The sequence below is a fragment of the Dietzia sp. B32 genome, from assembly GCF_024732245.1.
Taxonomy (GTDB): Bacteria; Actinomycetota; Actinomycetes; order Mycobacteriales; family Mycobacteriaceae; genus Dietzia.
The window spans coordinates 272,587-289,107 of sequence record NZ_CP093845.1; the positions used below are offsets into that span (position 1 = coordinate 272,587).

The window sequence follows — 16,521 nt, forward strand, 5'->3', positions numbered from 1 at the left end:
AGTGGTCAGCCCACCGATCCTTCCATCTGCAGTTCGATCAGGCGGTTGAGCTCGAGCGCGTACTCCATGGGGAGTTCCTTGGCGATCGGCTCGACGAAACCACGCACGATCATGGCCATCGCCTCGTCCTCGGCGAGGCCGCGGCTCATGAGGTAGAACAGCTGGTCCTGGCTCACCTTGGAGACCGTGGCCTCGTGCCCCAGCGTGACGTCATCTTCGCGGATGTCGATGTAGGGGTAGGTGTCGGACCGGCTGATGTTGTCGACCAACAGGGCGTCGCACTCGACGTTGGACTTGGAGCCCTTCGCACCGGCGTTGATCTGGACCAGACCTCGGTACGCGGAGCGTCCACCGCCACGGGCCACCGACTTGGAGACGATGTTCGAGGAGGTGTTGGGGGCCAGGTGCAGCATCTTGGAGCCTGTGTCCTGGTGCTGTCCCTCCCCGGCGAACGCCACCGAGAGCACCTCGCCCTTGGCGTGCTCACCGGTCAGCCAGACGGCCGGGTACTTCATCGTCACCTTGGAACCGATGTTGCCGTCGATCCACTCCATGGTGGCGCCCTCTTCGGCGCGGGCACGCTTGGTGACGAGGTTGTAGACGTTGTTCGACCAGTTCTGGATGGTCGTGTAGCGGCAACGGCCGCCCTTCTTGACGACGATCTCGACGACCGCGGAGTGCAGCGAGTCCGACTTGTAGATCGGAGCCGTGCAGCCCTCGACGTAGTGCACGTAGGCGCCCTCGTCCACGATGATCAGCGTCCGCTCGAACTGGCCCATGTTCTCGGTGTTGATGCGGAAGTAGGCCTGCAGCGGGATGTCCACCTGCACACCCGGCGGGACGTAGATGAACGACCCGCCGGACCAGACCGCCGTGTTGAGGGCGGAGAACTTGTTGTCACCGGAGGGGATGACGGAGCCGAAGTACTCCTCGAAGTACTCGGGATGCTCCTTGAGCGCCGTGTCGGTGTCCATGAAGATGACGCCCTGGCTCTCCAGGTCCTCACGGATCTGGTGGTAGACCACCTCGGACTCGTACTGGGCGGCCACGCCCGCCACGAGACGCTGCTTCTCGGCCTCGGGGATGCCGAGCTTGTCGTAGGTGTTCTTGATGTCCTCGGGCAGGTCCTCCCAGCTGGTGGCCTGCTTCTCCGTGGAACGGACGAAGTACTTGATGTTGTCGAAGTCGATACCGGACAGGTCCGATCCCCAGGTGGGCATCGGCTTCTTGTCGAAGATCTTCAGGGCCTTGAGGCGCTTGTCGAGCATCCAGTCGGATTCGCTCTTCTTGGCGGAGATGTCACGCACGACCGCCTCGGACAGGCCGCGCTGCGCGGTGGCACCGGCGTCGTCCGAGTCGTGCCAGCCGTAGTTGTACTGGCCGATGGAGGCGATTCGTTCCTCATCGGTGGTCGGCTCCGTGACGTCGGCCGTCACCTGATCGGGGGTGATGGTCATCGCACTGTCCTTTCGGCGGTCGGTGCCGACGCGGACGCGTCGGCCGGTGCGGGGATCGTGGCCGCGAGATCACTCACGGTCACGGTCCCGGTCGGGATGTTGGTGGTGCAGGCGCAGTTTCCGCCCGCGATGGTGGCGAGCCGCTGGACGTGGGTGCCCACTATCTCGGCCACCACCTCCTGCTCGGCTTCGCACAGTTCGGGGAACCGGGAGGCGACGTTCCACACCGGGCAGTGGTGCTGGCAGATCTGCAGTCCCGTGCCGGCCTCCTCGACGGAGGACGCGTAACCCGCCCCGGACAGGGCGGTGGCGATGTCGGCGGCCGCCCGCTCGACGTCGTGGGGCCCCTCGGCGGGACGGACGTGCCCGATCACCGAGCGCACCCGCTCCCGGGCGAACTCCGAGACGGCGGCCGTGCCACCGATGCGACGCAGCGCGGTCAACGCCTCGACCGCCAGGTGGTCGTACCCGTGGCGGGCGGTGTTGCGGCCCGTGGCCGTCATCTGGAACGCCTTGGCGGGGCGGCCGCGGGTGCCCGCCGGCCGCGTACGGACGGCCTCCACCTCGCCGGACTCGACCAGGTGGTCCAGGTGGCGTCGGACACCGGCGGCGGTGAGCCCGAGTTCGTGCCCGATCTCCACGGCGGTGAGGGCTCCGCGCTCCAGCAGGAGCTCACGGATCGACGAGCGGGTGTCCGGACGCGTGGTGCTGTCGAACACGTGCTGCACGCTCATGCGCCACTCCCTTCCGGTTATGCTCGGTGCGCCCGGTCGGGACGCACCTCCTGATATTACGCAACACTTCTGTTTCGGAAATATTCCCCCCACCCCCGGGCGTGCGCTGCCGGGGTGAGGTGTGCGACGACAGCGGCGGTGGAGGAAGGGTCGGGACTGTGGCACGCGATTCCCCGATGCGCGGCGCCGGGTCGGTGACATCCCGACTCCACGCGCAGGAGCAGTCCAGCGGGTCCCCGGTTTCCGCGGAGCTGGCCCGACTGCGTCGCATCCGACGCCTCGGCACCACGGCGGCCGTCGCCATGGCGGTCGGGGCGCTCGGGGCCGGGGCGCTGCCCGTCCTGCAGAACCCGATCGCCGGTGAGCGTCTGTTCGGGCTGTGGCTGCGACTGCAGCAGTCCTCGATGACGGTCGTCATGGCAGGCATGGTGACCGTCACCCTCTGTTGGTTGCTCCTGGCCCCGTACGTGCTGGGTCAGGACCGGCGGGGGCGGATCAGCGGTCGTATCGACCGGGCGACGCTCGACCGGGTCATCGCGTCGTGGGCACTCCCCCTCGCGCTGGCGCCACCGATGTTCAGTCGGGATGTCTACAGCTATCTCGCCCAGGGGGCGATAGGCAACGAACTCGACGACCCCTACGAACTCGGCCCGGTCTCCGCGTTGGGAACCTCCCACGCCCTGACCATCAACGTCCCGGACATCTGGCGGGACACGCCCAACCAGTACGGCCCGCTGTTCCTGGGGGTGCAGAAGGCCATCCACGGACTCACGGGTGACGACGTGCTGTTCGGGACCATCCTGCACCGGGTCGTCGCGGTGCTCGGGATCCTCATGCTGGGTTGGGCCGTCCCCCGGCTCGCCGAGTACTGCGGTGTGTCCGACGTCGCCGCCCTCTGGCTGGCCGTCGCCAACCCCCTCGTGCTGTTCCATCTGGTCTCCGGTATCCACTCCGAATCGCTCATGATGGGCCTGCTCGCGATCGGCCTCGTGCTGGCCCTCCGCGCGGTGGACGCCTCCGGAACCGGGTGGCGGAACACCGCGGTGTTCGTCCTGGGCACCGTCCTGGTCACCGGCTCGGCCCTGGTCAAACTCCCCACCGTGGTGGCCCTGGGCTTCATCGGGATGGCACTTGCGCGGCGCTGGGGGGCGAGCTGGTCCGCCACCCTGCGCGCGGCGGCGACCATGGTCCTGATCAGCGGGGTGACGACCGGGCTGGCGATGCTCGTCACCTCGTCCGGTCTCGGGTGGATCACCAAACTCGGCGCGGCCACCTCACTCCGGAGTTGGCTCTCCCCGCCCACCGCGATCGGCGTGATCATCGGCGGCATCGGTCAGTACCTCGGTCTCGGGGACCACACGGAACAGATCCTCGTCATGGTGCAGACCGCCGCGTTGGTCGCAGCCGGCGCGTTCACCGTCCGCATGCTGTTCGCGGTCCAGTCGGGCCGCATCAACCCTGTCGGCGGGCTGGGGGTGTCCATGGCCGCGATCGTCCTGTGTTTCCCCGTGGTGCAGCCCTGGTACGTCCTGTGGGCCCTGGTCCCGTTGGCCGCATGGGCCTCACGGATGGAGTTCCGGCTGCCGGTGGTGGCGGTCAGCGCCGTGCTGGCCTGCTTCACCCTCCCGCCAGGTGCGGGACTGCCGCCGTTCGTGACCGTCCAGGCCTGGGCGGCGACCGTCGTGGCCGTCGCCATGCTGCTCGTCGCGCTGTTCCGGTGGCCGGGGCTGTTGCGCTTCCGGTAGCCGGACCGGCCTACACTCGGATCCCGTGACCTCCCCGCCGACCCCGCCCGCTCTGCACGTCGAGGGGCTCGTCAAGAGATTCGGCGCGACCACCGCCGTGGCCGGCCTGGACCTGCGGCTCGAGCGCGGACAGGTCATGGCGCTGCTGGGACCCAACGGCGCCGGGAAGACCACGACGGTCGAGATCTGCGAGGGATTCGTCCGCCCCGACGCGGGAACCGTGAAGGTCCTGGGACTGGATCCGGTCCTCGATCGACAGCGGGTCCGCAGCCGCATCGGGATGATGCTCCAGGGTGGCGGCTCCTACCCCGCCGCCAGGGTCGGGGAGATGCTCCGGCTGGTGGCGTCCTACTACTCCGATCCCCTCGATCCGGCCTGGCTGCTGGGCGAACTCGGGCTGACCGAGCACGCACGGACCCCGTACCGACGGCTGTCCGGCGGCCAACAGCAGCGTCTGTCGCTGGCGATCGCGGTGATCGGGCGCCCGGAACTGGTCTTCCTCGACGAACCGACCGCCGGCCTCGACGCCCAGTCGCGCCGTGCCGTGTGGGACCTCGTCCACGCCCTGCGTCGCGACGGGGCCGCGGTGGTACTCACCACGCACCTCATGGACGAGGCGGCCGCGCTGGCCGACGAGGTGGTCATCATCGACCACGGCCGACGGGTCGCCTCCGGGACCCCGGCGGAACTCGAACGCGCCGGAACCGCCGAGGGTGTCACCCTCGTCGTCGACGGCGAGGTGTCCCCGTCCGTGCTCGCCGGCGCACTCGGCGAGGAACACACGGTCACGGCGGGGACCGCGGCCGGCGTCCTCGAGGTCCACGGCCCAGTCTCCCCCGAGATCATGACCGCCATGTGCGCCGCCCTCGAGCGGTCCGGCATCCAACTCACCTCCCTGGCCACCCGCACCAGGAGCCTCGAGGACGTCTTCCTCGACCTGACCGGACGGGAACTGCGATGACCCACACGCCGACCAGTGGCAACCGCTTCGCCCCCGGGACCTTCGCCCGACCGTCCGCCCCGGCCTCCCCGGCCAGGATGACGGCCGCCCAGACCCGCATGGAACTGGCCCTGTTCCTGCGCAACGGCGAACAGCTCCTCGTGGCCCTGGTCATACCCGTGGCCATCCTGTTCGCCCTCACCGCGGTCGAGTTCGGCGCGGTACCCGAACCGCGGATCGACTACGCGATCACCGCCGTGCTGACCATTTCCGTCATGGGCACGGCCTTCACCGGTCAGGCGATCGCGGTGGGCTTCGACAGGCGCTACGGAGCCCTCAAGCGTCTCGGTGGCACTCCCCTGCCGCCCAGCGTCATCATCATCGGCAAGATCCTGGCGACCCTGGTGCTCGTGTCCGGGCAGGCCGTGGTACTCGGCATCATCGCCGCACTGTTGGGATGGCGGCCCGACCCGGCCGGACTGGCGGTCGGGGCGCTCGTGATAGCCCTCGGTTCGGTGGCGTTCTCGTCCATGGGTCTCCTGCTCGGGGGCACCCTGCGGGCGGAGATCGTCCTCGCGTTGGCCAACCTCATCTGGTTCGTCCTCATCGGTGGCGCCGGTCTCGCGATCGGGGTGGTCGATCTCCCCGCCGCGCTGAGTGACCTCCTCGTCGTCGTCCCCTCCTACGCGTTGACCACCGCACTGGTCACCGCGCTCGGCGGCGGCGTCCCCGCACTGGCGGCGCTGTCCCTGCTCGTCTGGACCGCCGTGTGCGGCGGATTCGCCGTGCGTCACTTCTCCTTCACCTGATAGCAGACGTCCGACCGTCGCGGCCTAGAATCGGGGCCGTGACCTCGACATCGCACGCCCCGACCTCCGGAACCCCGGCCGCGAGCGACCCCGGGAGATCCGCTGGACCACTGTCCCGCCTGCCCGTGCCGTCGATCCGGGTCCAGAAGGGCGTCGCACTCGCCAACGTCATCGCCCAGATCGGGATCATGACCACCGGCGTGACCGTCCGCGTGACCGCCTCCGGCCTCGGCTGCGAGACCTGGCCGCAGTGCAACGAGGCCAGTTTCGTCCCCGTCCCGGGCGCGGCACCGGCCCTGCACCAGGCGGTCGAGTTCGGCAACCGGCTGCTCACGTTCGTCCTGGTGGCCGTGGCCGCCGCGTTGCTGTTGGCGCTGCTGCGTGCCGGACGTCGCCGCGGGCTCATCTGGTTGGCCCTGGCGATGCCCGCCGGGATCGTCGCCCAGGCCGTCATCGGAGGAATCACCGTCCTGGCCGGCCTCGTCTGGTGGACCGTGGCCCTGCATCTGTTGCCCTCGATGATCCTCGCCTGGCTCGCGGCCGTGCTCTTCGCCCGCATCGGCGAGGACGACACGGCGCCGCCACGGCGCGTCATTCCCAGGCCCATGACGTGGCTGACCGTACTCTCGGCCGTCCTGCTCACCGGGGTGCTGACCACCGGGACGATGGTCACCGGCGCCGGCCCCCACGCCGGCGACGCCCGCATCACCGCCGCGGATCGACTCCAGATGCCCATCCAGTGGCTCGTGCACTTCCACGCCGAGCTCATGGTGGGCTACGTATGCCTGCTCATCGGATTGCTGGCCGGGCTCATCGCCCTGCGCACGGAGGGCCCCGCGATCCGACGGTGCGCGATCCTCATCGGGCTCATCGCGGCGCAAGCGGTCATCGGGATCACCCAGTACCAGCTCGGGGTCCCCGAACTCCTCGTCGTGGCGCACGTGACCCTCGCGGGCGCGATCACCGCCGTCACCGGGGCACTGTGGGCGGCGGGGGTCATCAGAGACCACGTGCCCGCCTAGGTCGATCCCGTCTCCACCCCGGTGGGGCGCCCCGAGGTGCGCGCACCCGGAGGTGCGCCGCGAGGTCCACCCCGGTGGTGCGCCGCGAGGTGCGCGTCGTCTCTGTACGGATGGCCGCCCGCTGCGCGCCCCCTCCGGTCCATTCGGGGCGCGCACCCGGACGACCGCAGACACGACAGCGGCCCCGCCGATCGGCGGGGCCGCTGTCGTGTGCCGCAGGTCAGGGAATCAGACCAGCGAACCCGAACCAGCCATGCGCTTCCAGTGCCCGGCCGGCACATCGGTGCGCGAGACCAGCTCACGCGTCCAGTCCGATCCGGTCAGACCGGAGATCCCGTCACGGACCGCCTCGGCCTCCGACAGGCTGTCGACCATCGTGTCGCCCAGGACGCCGTCGGCGCCCACCAGGGTGACGCGGACACCACAGCGACCCACGGGCTGGAGGACGACGTCCGCCGACCCACCGTGGCGGGACAGGAACTTCTCGACGAACTTGGCGGTCTTGGCCGGCGGGGTGGGGCCCGAGGGCACCGGCGCCGCCTCGATCTTCTCGGCGGGCGCCTTCTCGGCCGGCGTGTCCTTCGCGGCAGCCGGCTCCTCCTGCGTCGCCGGGCCGCCTTCATCGCCCGCGCCAGCCGCCGCCGGCTGGGAGGCCGCCGGTGCGTCCGCGGGTCGGTCAGCCGCGGACGGCGCCGAGTCGGCCGAGCCGGTGGCGTCGACGTCCTTCGACTCGTCGGCAGTCTCCGCAGCGGGGGTCGCCTGCGCGGCGGGCGCGGTGCCACCGCCCAGCGTCAGACCGCCGGGCTTGCCGCCGCCCGGTGCCTTGGCCTTGCTCCCGCCGCCCAACGTGAGGCCGCCGGGCTTGCCGCCGCCCGGTGCCTTGGCGGAGGAACCGCCGCCGAGGGTCACTCCGCCGGACTTCTTCTCGGCCGGAGCCGCATCGGTGGCGCTCTCCGCCTTCGCCGCGGGCACCGGGGCCGCCTGTGCTGCGGGCGCCGGGTCCCCCGCGGGCGTCGACGCCGCGGCCGGGGTGGGGGCCTTGTCGTCGCCTCCCGATGCCGCAGCGGCACCGGCCGCAGCGGCACCGGCCGCGCCACCCAGGACGAGTTTGCCCGCAGAACCGCCACCGGGGGCCTTGGCCTTGGAGCCGCCCCCGAGCTTGAGCCCGCCGCCGGACGGTGCGGACGGTGCGGACGGTGCGGCCGCCGGTGTCGGGGCCGCCGGAGCCGGGGAGGCGGCCGTCTCATCCGACTGCGCGGCGTTCGCGGCCGGCTCGGCAGCAGGCTGCGCCGGAGCCGACCCCGTCTCGGCGGGGTCGGACGCCGTGGAACCGGCCGGGGCGGGTGACGCGGCAGCGGCCGGCTGGGCGGGTGACGCGGCAGGGGCCGACGATGCGACGGGAGCGCCGCCGTCGACCTCGGTGATACGCGAACCGTGAAGGGTGGACGCACCCCCGCCCGGTGCGCGCGGGGCGCGGCGACCGAGCGAGACGGCCCCGCCCGATCCGCTCGCGGCCGGGGCCGGGGTCTCCTGCGCGGGGGTCTCCTGCACGGGGGATGCCGTCTGTGCGGGTCCGGTGGCCTCGGCAGCCGCCGCCCCGGGAGCCTCCGTCCGCGGCGCGGCCGTCTCCGGAGCGTCCTCGGGTGCCGCCTGGGAGCGGGTGGACGCGGCCGGCGACCCGGACCCACTGGTGGTGATCTCGGGCCATCCGGTCGCCCGGACTCGCGGCCCCCCGGCGTACTGGGAAAGGATCTGCAGGCTCATGGGGGTAGCCTATCGCCTCCCCCGCCCCGCCCACGCCGGCACTCCCGCGAACAGGCGAACCGATGGACCCGCACCGGCTGCGTCGGGCCCGACCCTCCCGGATACTGGGCTCCATGAGAGCCATTGAGATCTCCGGACACGGTGGACCCGAGGTGCTGACGCCGGTCGAGGTGGACACGCCCTCCCCAGGGCCGGGCGAGGTGCTCGTGCGCACCACCGCGGTCGGGGTGAACTACATCGACACCTACTTCCGCGAGGGCATCTACTCCCGGGAGCTGCCCTTCGTCCCGGGTAGCGAGGGGACGGGAGTGGTCGAGGAGGTCGGCGAGGGCACTCCCGACCTGGTGGTCGGCGATCGGGTGGCCTGGTGCCAGGTGCCCGGGTCGTACGCGCAGTACGTGGTGGCGCCGGCCGAGTCGCTGGTGACCGTGCCGGAGGGGGTCGACGACGAGGTGGCGGCCTCGATGCTGCTGCAGGGACTCACGGCGCACTACCTGATCACCGACACCCACCGGGCCGTACCCGGTGACACCGTGCTGATCACCGCCGGCGCGGGTGGTGTGGGTCAGCTCCTCATCCAGATGGCCACGGTCCATGGCTATCGGGTGATCACCACGACATCGACCGAGGAGAAGGCGCAACTGTGCCGGAACCTGGGGGCGCACCACGTGCTGCTCTACCCCGAGGCGACCCCCGACAGGGTCCGGGAGCTCTCCGACGGCGGCGTCTCGGTGGTGTTCGACGGGGTGGGCCGGGACACCTTCGACGACAGCCTGGCCTCGCTGGCCCGTCGGGGGACGCTCGTGCTCTTCGGCGCGGCGAGTGGTCCGGTTCCCCCGGTGGACCCGCAGCGGCTCAACGCGGCCGGCTCGGTGTTCCTCACCCGGCCGAGCTTGGGTGACTTCATCGCCGGCACGGCGGAATTCCGCGAGCGCGCGGCAGAGGTCCTCGAGGGGATCGTCGACGGGTCGCTGCGGTTGTCTGTGGGCGCGGGCTTCGCCCTGTCGGACGCCGCTGAGGCGCACCGGGCACTGCAGTCGCGACAGACCACCGGATCCGTCGTCCTCCACCCCACCCGCTGAGCGGCGCGTGGGGTCGAGTGGTCAGGCGAGCGGGATGAGCTCTGCGACCGTCTGTAGTCCCAGGAGGGCGTCGACGGACAGCGCCACGAACACCCCGGCCAGGTAGTTGTTCGACAGGATGAACAACTTCAGGGGCTTGACCTCGATGCCGCGGTGGACCCCGGCCTCGAGACGGTGGGCCATGATGATGAACCACACGCCGAAGCCGACGGCGCCGGCGGCGTACACCCACCCGGCCGCGGGGATCAGTGCCAGGGTGCACAGGACCGTCACCCAGGTGTAGATGGTGATGCGGCGGGTGACGCCCTCGGCGGACATGACCACGGGCAACATCGGGACACCCGCGGCCTCGTAGTCCTCCTTGTAGCGCATCGCCAGCGCCCAGGTGTGCGGCGGAGTCCAGAAGAAGATGATGAGGAACAGGACGATCGCCTGCCACCAGTTGTGCGGCTGGCCCTCGGGGAGGTGGTCCGTGATCACGGCCCACGACACCAGCACCGGCATGCATCCGGCGGCTCCGCCCCACACGACGTTCTGGGCGGTGCGACGCTTGAGGATCATCGTGTAGACGAATACGTAGAAACAGATCGTCAGCAGGATGAAGAACGCGGCCAACCAGCTGCCGGCGAGCAACCCCAGCCAGAGCATGCTCGAGGCACCGAGGACCAGACCGAAGATCAGGGCGGCCCGGGTGCTGATCGCGTGACGCGCCAGCGGCCGGCGCTCCGTCCGCTTCATCACCTTGTCGATGTCGGCGTCGACCACCATGTTGAGCGAGTTGGCGCTGGCCGCCCCGAGCCAGCCACCCACCAGTGTGAGCAGGACCAATGAGATGGACAGGCCCGTGTCGTCGCCGCTCAGGAGGGCGCCTCGATCGGCCTGCAGCATCGCGGGGATCGCCGCGACGAGGAGCAGTTCGATCACTCGGGGCTTGGTGAGGGCGATGTACGCCATCACCACATCCGTCAGACGGGCTCGCCCGCTCGCCGGAGCCGGCCGCCCCGTGGACTCGGGAGGGGAGACGGATGGTCCCCCACTCCGGGTCGGGGTGGAATCGTGCACCGGAACTCCTCGCAGCAGACGTCAACGCACTACTGCGCCGATACTACGTCCCCCCTGCGCGGTCCGCGAAAGAGCGGGGGCGGGGACCGTACGCCCCGCCGCGCCCGCGACCACTAAGGTGGTTCACGACATACGCGCGGATCCGCGCCGCACCCTCAGACCCGGGAGAACCACAAGTGACCAGCGCGTCGGAGATCACCGAGCTCACCACTGCACGCCACCCGTCCGACTGGACCGAACTCGACACCCGCGCCGTGGACACCGCGAGGGTCCTCGCCGCGGAGGCCGTGCAGAAGTGCGGCAGCGGCCACCCGGGCACCGCGATGAGTCTCGCGCCGCTCGCGTACACGCTCTACCAGCGCATCATGCGGCACGACCCCACCAACCCCACGTGGGTCGGCCGGGACCGCTTCGTCCTGTCCTGTGGGCACACCTCCCTCACCCAGTACATCCAGCTGTACCTCGCCGGCTTCGGTCTGGAGCTGGACGACCTCAAGGCGCTGCGGACCTGGGGGTCCAAGACCCCCGGACACCCGGAGTGGCGTCACACCGACGGCGTGGAGATCACGACCGGCCCGCTCGGTCAGGGACTGGCCTCCGCGGTCGGCATGGCGATGGCCGCACGCTACGAGCGCGGTCTGTTCGATCCGGAGACCCCGTCGGGCAAGAGTCCGTTCGACCACTTCATCTACGTGATCGCCTCCGACGGGGACATCCAGGAAGGCGTCACCGCCGAGGCGTCCTCCCTCGCCGGCACCCAGCAGCTCGGCAACCTCATCGCGATCTACGACGACAACGAGATCTCGATCGAGGACGACACGAAGATCGCCTTCAACGAGGACGTCGCGGCACGCTACGAGGCGTACGGCTGGCATGTGCAGACGGTGAACGGCGGCGAGGACGTCGCCGCCATCGAGGAGGCGATCGCCGATGCGCGCGCGGTCACCGACAAGCCGTCTCTCATCGTGCTGCGCACGATCATCGCCTACCCGGCTCCCACGATGATGAACACCGGTGCCTCTCACGGCGCGGCGCTCGGCCAGGACGAGGTCGACGCGGTCAAGGAGGCGCTCGGTATGGGCGGTACCGATCCGTTCACGGTCGAGGACGAGGTGATCGCCCACACGCGGGCCGCCCGCGACCGGGGTGCCCGCGTCCACGCGCAGTGGAGCGACATGTTCCACGCCTGGGCGGAGGCGAACCCGGAGCGGAAGGCGCTGTTCGACCGTCTCTACTCGGGCAAGCTCCCCGAGGGCTGGGACGCCGGGCTCCCGACCTGGGACGCCGATGCCAAGGGTGTCGCCACGCGCAAGGCCTCGGCGGAGGCGATCCAGGCCCTGGGTGCGGCCCTGCCCGAACTGTGGGGCGGTTCCGCGGACCTGGCGGGGTCCAACAACACACCCATCAAGGGTGCGGACTCCTTCGGCCCGTCGACCATCTCCACCGACACGTGGACCGCGTCGCCCTACGGCCGGAACCTGCACTTCGGTGTCCGCGAGCACGCGATGGGGGCGATCCTCAACGGAATCGCGCTGCACGGCCCCACCCGGCCCTACGGCGGGACCTTCCTGATCTTCAGTGAGTACATGCGTCCGGCAGTCCGGCTGGCCGCACTGCAGGGCAGCAACGCGTACTACGTGTGGACGCACGACTCGATCGGTCTGGGCGAGGACGGCCCCACCCATCAGCCGGTCGAGCAGCTGGCCGCCCTGCGCGCCATCCCCGGGTTGGCGATCCTCCGCCCGGCCGATGCCAACGAGACCGCGGCGGCGTGGCGCGCCATGCTGGAGGCGCTCGACGGGCCCAAGGGCCTGTGCCTGACCCGTCAGGACGTCCCCGTTCTCGAGGGCACCAAGGAACTCGCCCGCGAGGGCGTGGAGCGCGGCGGATACGTCCTCGCCGAGGCGTCGACGGGCACTCCCGAGGTGATCCTCATGGGCACCGGGTCCGAGGTGCAGCTGGCCGTCCGGGCACGTGAGGTCCTCGAGGCGGAGGGGGTGCCGACCCGGGTGGTCTCCATGCCGTGCGTCGAGTTCTTCGATCAGCAGGACGCCGGGTACCGCGAGTCGGTGCTCCCCCGCTCCGTCCGTGCCCGGGTGAGCGTCGAGGCCGGCATCGCCATGCCGTGGCACCGGTTCATCGGGGACGCCGGTCGGGCCGTCTCGCTCGAGCACTTCGGCGCCTCCGCGCCCTACCAGACCCTGTTCACCGAGTTCGGGATCACCGCCGATGCGGTGGTCTCCGCGGCCCGCGAGTCCCTCGCGGCCGCCCGAGGGGAGGCATCATGACCAACGCCAATCTCGCCGCCCTGAGCGCCTCCGGCGTCTCCGTGTGGCTCGACGACCTGTCGCGGCAGCTCCTGGCCTCCGGCGAGCTCGAGAAGCGGATGTCCGCGTACTCGATCGTCGGCGTGACGACCAACCCCGCGATCTTCCAGTCGGCACTGGCCGACTCCTCCGCGTACGAGAGTGCGCTCGCCGAGGCGGTCCGGGCCGATCGCGACGTGGATTCCGTCGTCCGGGCCCTGACCACGTCCGACGTCCGCGACGCCTGTGACGTGCTGGCGGACATCCACCGGACGACCGACGGGGTGGACGGCCGTGTCTCCCTCGAGGTGGATCCCGGTCTCGCGGACGACACCGCGGGAACCGTCACCCAGGCGGTGGAGCTGTCCGAGGTGGTCGACCGACCGAACGTCATGATCAAGATCCCCGCCACCGCCGCGGGCCTGCCGGCCATCACGGATGTCATCGGCAAGGGGATCGACGTCAACGTCACCTTAATCTTCTCGGCGGCGCAGTACCGCAAGGTCGCCGAGGCGTACCTGACCGGGCTCGAGCAGGCTGTCGCAGCAGGGCACGACCTGTCCGCCATCCACTCGGTGGCGTCGGTGTTCGTCTCCCGGCTGGACACCGAGATCGACTCCCGACTTCCGGGATCGTCCGACCTGCGCGGCCAGGCCGGGCTGGCGAACGCCCGCCTGTGCCAGGAGGTCTACGACGAGGTCTTCGACCCGGCCGGTCGCTTCGGTGAGTTGGCCGATCGCGGGGCCCGCCCCCAGCGTCTCCTGTGGGCCTCTACGGGGGTCAAGGACCCGGCGTACCCGGACACCCTCTATGTGACCGGTCTGGTCACCCACGGCACGGTCAACACCATGCCGTTCGGCACCATCGAGGCGTTCGCGGACCACGGCGTCGTCGAGGGCGACACGGTCCGCGGCACCGCCGAGGCGTCCCGGGCCACTCTCGACGCCGTGCGCGCCGAGGGCGTGGACTTGGAGGAGGTCTTCGCGCTCCTGGAGCAACAGGGCGTGGAGAAGTTCGTGACCGCCTGGGACGATCTGGTGGACACCGTGCGGGCGCGGATCGACGAGATCCCGACCGGGTCGTGAGCGGCTCCGACGGCGGGGGCACACGGGTCGACGAGGTCCCGGGGGGAGCGCCGGAGGGATGGTCCAATCCTCTCCGCGACCCGCGGGACCGTCGGCTCCCCCGGATCGCGGGGCCGTCCGGCCTCGTGATCTTCGGCGTCACCGGTGACCTGTCCAAGAAGAAGCTCATCCCGGCGATCTACGACCTGGCCAACCGTGGTCTGCTCCCGCCGGGTTTCTCCCTGATCGGGTTCGGACGTCGGAAGTGGGCGCACGACGAGTTCGCCGCGTTCGCACGCGAACAGGCCCGGGAACGGTGCCGTACCCCGTTCCGAGAGGACGTGTGGGAGCAGCTCGCCGCCGGGCTGAGGTTCGTCACCGGGACCTTCGACGACGACGAGGGCTTCGATCGCCTCGCGGCCCAGCTGGAGGCCCTGGAGGCCGAACGTGGGACCGCCGGCAACTACGCGTTCTACCTGTCCATCCCCCCGGACGACTTCCCGACCGTCTGCCGGCACCTCGATCGCACCGGGTGCACCCGCGGTCCGGAGGGATCCTGGCGCCGGGTCGTCATCGAGAAGCCCTTCGGACACGACCTGGCCAGCGCGCGCGAGCTCAACGCCGTGGTGGGTGCGGTGTTCCCCGAGGACTCGGTGTTCCGCATCGATCACTATCTGGGCAAGGAGACCGTCCAGAACATCCTCGCATTGCGTTTCGCCAACCAACTCTTCGAGCCGGTGTGGAACGCGAACCACGTCGACCACGTCCAGATCACCATGGCCGAGGACATCGGTCTGGGTGGCCGGGCCGGCTACTACGACGGCATCGGCGCCGCGCGGGACGTCATCCAGAACCACCTCATCCAGTTGATGGCGCTTATCGCGATGGAGGAACCGACAGACTTCTCCGCTGCCGCTCTGCGGGCGGAGAAAACCAAGGTCCTCGAGTCGACCTCGCTGGCGCTGCCGATAGCCGAGACGGCCGCGCGAGGTCAGTACGCGGGGGGTTGGCAGGGATCCGAACAGGTCGTGGGGCTGAAGGACGAAGAGGGGTACGACCCCTCCTCGACCACCGAGACCTATGCCGCGATCACCCTCGAGGTCCACAACCGGCGCTGGGCGGGAGTCCCGTTCTACCTCCGCACCGGTAAGCGTCTGGGACGGCGCGTCACGGAGATCGCCGTAGTCTTCCGCCGCGCTCCGCACCTGCCGTTCGACGCGACCATGACGCAGGAGCTCGGCCAGAACGCCCTGGTCATCCGGGTCCAACCAGACGAGGGTGTCACCCTGCGCTTCGGTTCCAAGGTCCCCGGCACCGCGATGGAGGTCCGGGACGTCAACATGGACTTCGCCTACGGCGAGGCGTTCACCGAGTCCTCCCCCGAGGCGTACGAGCGTCTCATCCTGGACGTCCTCCTCGGAGAGCCCTCGCTCTTCCCGGTCTCCCGCGAAGTCGAACTGAGCTGGCAACTGCTGGACCCCGTCCTGCAGGAGTGGGAATCGGACGGGACCCCCGAGCAGTACCAGGCGGGTACCTGGGGGCCGAGGGGCGCCGACGAGATACTGGCCCGCAGTGGCCGCACATGGAGGCGACCGTGATCATCGACCTACCCGACACCTCGACGCGGGAGATCGCCAAGAAGCTCGTGCAGATCCGCGAGGACGCCGGGTTGAGCACCATCGGACGGGTCCTGACACTGATCGTGATCACCGATCATGTCCGCGGCAGTGAGTCCGCGATCGAGGCGGCCAACGAGGCCAGCCGGGAACACCCGTGCCGGGTCATCGTCGTGATCCGCGGTCGCCGCGCGGACGCGGACAGGCTCGACGGTCAGATCCGCGTCGGGGGCGACGCCGGCGCGGCAGAGGTCGTCGTGCTGCGCACCTCCGGCGCGATGGCGTCCCAGTCTGCGTCCCTGGTGACCCCGTTGCTGTTGCCGGACACGCCACTCGCCGTGTGGTGGCCCCGCCACTCCCCCACGCTGCTGTCCGAGGACAGGGTGGGCAGACTCGCGAGGCGTCGGATCGTCGACTCCGACGCGGAGGGGCACCCGACCGATGCCCTGGCCAAGCGGGCGGCCGGGTACTCGCCCGGCGACACCGACCTGGCGTGGGCGCGCATCACGCACTGGCGATCGCTGCTCGCCGCAACGCTGGACAGCCCGCCGTTCGAACCCATCACCGGAGCGACGGTGTGCGGTCCGGAGCGGGCGGCCTCGGTGGACCTGGCCGGTGGTTGGCTGGCGTCGCGTCTCGGCATCGACGTCCTCCGGGCCGTCGGGCCGAGGATGGTCGTCCTCGAGCGGGCATCCGGGTCCATCGTCCTCGAGCAGATCAGCCCCACCTCGGCCGAGCTCCGCATCACCGGTCAGGCGCCCACGCGGGTCGCCCTCGTCGGTCGGAGTATCGCCGACTGTCTGTCGGAGGAGCTGCGGCGCATGGACACCGACGGCGTGTACGCGGATGCCCTGGCGAACCATGACCGCGTCATCTACACCTCGGCCTCCGTCCGCTGAGCCGGGGCTCGCGTCAGATCC

13 protein-coding genes are annotated in these 16,521 nt (G+C 70.4%); 9 read left to right on the forward strand and 4 right to left on the reverse strand.

The features are described 5' to 3' along the window. Positions 1–5 precede the first annotated feature (5 nt). Together sufB and L8M95_RS01325 are read right to left on the reverse strand one after the other, a co-directional pair. Positions 6–1,457: a Fe-S cluster assembly protein SufB gene (gene sufB, locus L8M95_RS01320; protein ID WP_260487553.1), complete on the reverse strand. Its 1,452-nt coding sequence runs from the start codon at positions 1,455–1,457 to the stop codon at positions 6–8. Then, positions 1,454–2,191 carry a metalloregulator ArsR/SmtB family transcription factor gene (locus L8M95_RS01325; protein WP_260487554.1) on the reverse strand — a complete coding sequence of 246 codons (738 nt, stop codon included), beginning with the start codon at positions 2,189–2,191 and terminating at the stop codon, positions 1,454–1,456. Before L8M95_RS01325 ends, sufB begins: the two co-directional genes overlap by 4 nt. A 158-nt stretch (positions 2,192–2,349) precedes the next feature. On the opposite strand from L8M95_RS01325, the gene mptB reads away from it, so the two are divergent. From mptB to L8M95_RS01345, 4 genes are read left to right on the forward strand one after another with little or no spacing between them, the layout of a single operon-like run. Next, positions 2,350–3,936 (forward strand): polyprenol phosphomannose-dependent alpha 1,6 mannosyltransferase MptB, encoded by a 1,587-nt coding sequence (mptB, locus tag L8M95_RS01330; RefSeq protein ID WP_260487555.1) that lies wholly within the window; start codon positions 2,350–2,352, stop codon positions 3,934–3,936. Positions 3,937–3,961: 25 nt separating this feature from the next. After that, positions 3,962–4,897 (forward strand): ABC transporter ATP-binding protein, encoded by a 936-nt coding sequence (locus L8M95_RS01335; protein WP_260487556.1) that lies wholly within the window; start codon positions 3,962–3,964, stop codon positions 4,895–4,897. Further along, positions 4,894–5,685: an ABC transporter permease gene (locus tag L8M95_RS01340; protein WP_260487557.1), complete on the forward strand. Its 792-nt coding sequence runs from the start codon at positions 4,894–4,896 to the stop codon at positions 5,683–5,685. The genes L8M95_RS01335 and L8M95_RS01340 overlap by 4 nt, the downstream gene beginning before the upstream one ends. 38 nt (positions 5,686–5,723) lie before the next feature. After that, positions 5,724–6,707, forward strand: coding sequence for a heme A synthase (locus L8M95_RS01345; RefSeq protein ID WP_260487558.1), 984 nt, complete (start codon positions 5,724–5,726; stop codon positions 6,705–6,707). A 228-nt stretch (positions 6,708–6,935) separates the two neighbouring features. Here the strand turns inward: L8M95_RS01345 and L8M95_RS01350 are convergent, their stop codons facing one another. Continuing rightward, the gene (locus tag L8M95_RS01350; protein WP_260487559.1) at positions 6,936–8,471 is read right to left on the reverse strand and encodes a hypothetical protein; all 1,536 of its coding nucleotides are present in this window, start codon (positions 8,469–8,471) and stop codon (positions 6,936–6,938) included. A gap of 113 nt (positions 8,472–8,584) precedes the next feature. Between L8M95_RS01350 and L8M95_RS01355 the strand changes: the two genes are divergently transcribed. Then, a complete protein-coding gene (locus L8M95_RS01355; RefSeq protein ID WP_260487560.1) occupies positions 8,585–9,553 on the forward strand; it encodes a quinone oxidoreductase in 969 nt (322 codons plus the stop codon). Positions 9,554–9,574: 21 nt separating this feature from the next. Here the strand turns inward: L8M95_RS01355 and L8M95_RS01360 are convergent, their stop codons facing one another. Further along, positions 9,575–10,522, reverse strand: a complete 948-nt coding sequence (locus tag L8M95_RS01360) for a heme o synthase (protein ID WP_260489119.1) — start codon at positions 10,520–10,522, stop codon at positions 9,575–9,577. A 269-nt stretch (positions 10,523–10,791) separates the two neighbouring features. Between L8M95_RS01360 and tkt the strand changes: the two genes are divergently transcribed. From tkt to L8M95_RS01380, 4 genes are read left to right on the forward strand one after another with little or no spacing between them, the layout of a single operon-like run. Continuing rightward, the gene (gene tkt, locus L8M95_RS01365) at positions 10,792–12,903 is read left to right on the forward strand and encodes a transketolase (protein ID WP_260487561.1); all 2,112 of its coding nucleotides are present in this window, start codon (positions 10,792–10,794) and stop codon (positions 12,901–12,903) included. Further along, positions 12,900–14,006: a transaldolase gene (tal, locus tag L8M95_RS01370; protein WP_260487562.1), complete on the forward strand. Its 1,107-nt coding sequence runs from the start codon at positions 12,900–12,902 to the stop codon at positions 14,004–14,006. The genes tkt and tal overlap by 4 nt, the downstream gene beginning before the upstream one ends. Next, a complete protein-coding gene (zwf, locus tag L8M95_RS01375) occupies positions 14,003–15,583 on the forward strand; it encodes a glucose-6-phosphate dehydrogenase (protein WP_260487563.1) in 1,581 nt (526 codons plus the stop codon). Before tal ends, zwf begins: the two co-directional genes overlap by 4 nt. Beyond that, positions 15,580–16,500, forward strand: a complete 921-nt coding sequence (locus L8M95_RS01380; RefSeq protein WP_312027435.1) for a glucose-6-phosphate dehydrogenase assembly protein OpcA — start codon at positions 15,580–15,582, stop codon at positions 16,498–16,500. The genes zwf and L8M95_RS01380 overlap by 4 nt, the downstream gene beginning before the upstream one ends. Positions 16,501–16,521 lie beyond the last annotated feature (21 nt).

Bases quoted from the DNA above. Each gene is read 5' to 3' on its own strand.
- sufB (WP_260487553.1), bottom strand. From the start codon at position 1,457: ATGACCATCACCCCCGATCAGGTGACGGCCGACGTCACGGAGCCGACC.
- L8M95_RS01325 (WP_260487554.1), bottom strand. From the start codon at position 2,191: ATGAGCGTGCAGCACGTGTTCGACAGCACCACGCGTCCGGACACCCGC.
- L8M95_RS01340 (WP_260487557.1), top strand. From the start codon at position 4,894: ATGACCCACACGCCGACCAGTGGCAACCGCTTCGCCCCCGGGACCTTC.
- L8M95_RS01350 (WP_260487559.1), bottom strand. From the start codon at position 8,471: ATGAGCCTGCAGATCCTTTCCCAGTACGCCGGGGGGCCGCGAGTCCGG.
- L8M95_RS01355 (WP_260487560.1), top strand. From the start codon at position 8,585: ATGAGAGCCATTGAGATCTCCGGACACGGTGGACCCGAGGTGCTGACG.
- tal (WP_260487562.1), top strand. From the start codon at position 12,900: ATGACCAACGCCAATCTCGCCGCCCTGAGCGCCTCCGGCGTCTCCGTG.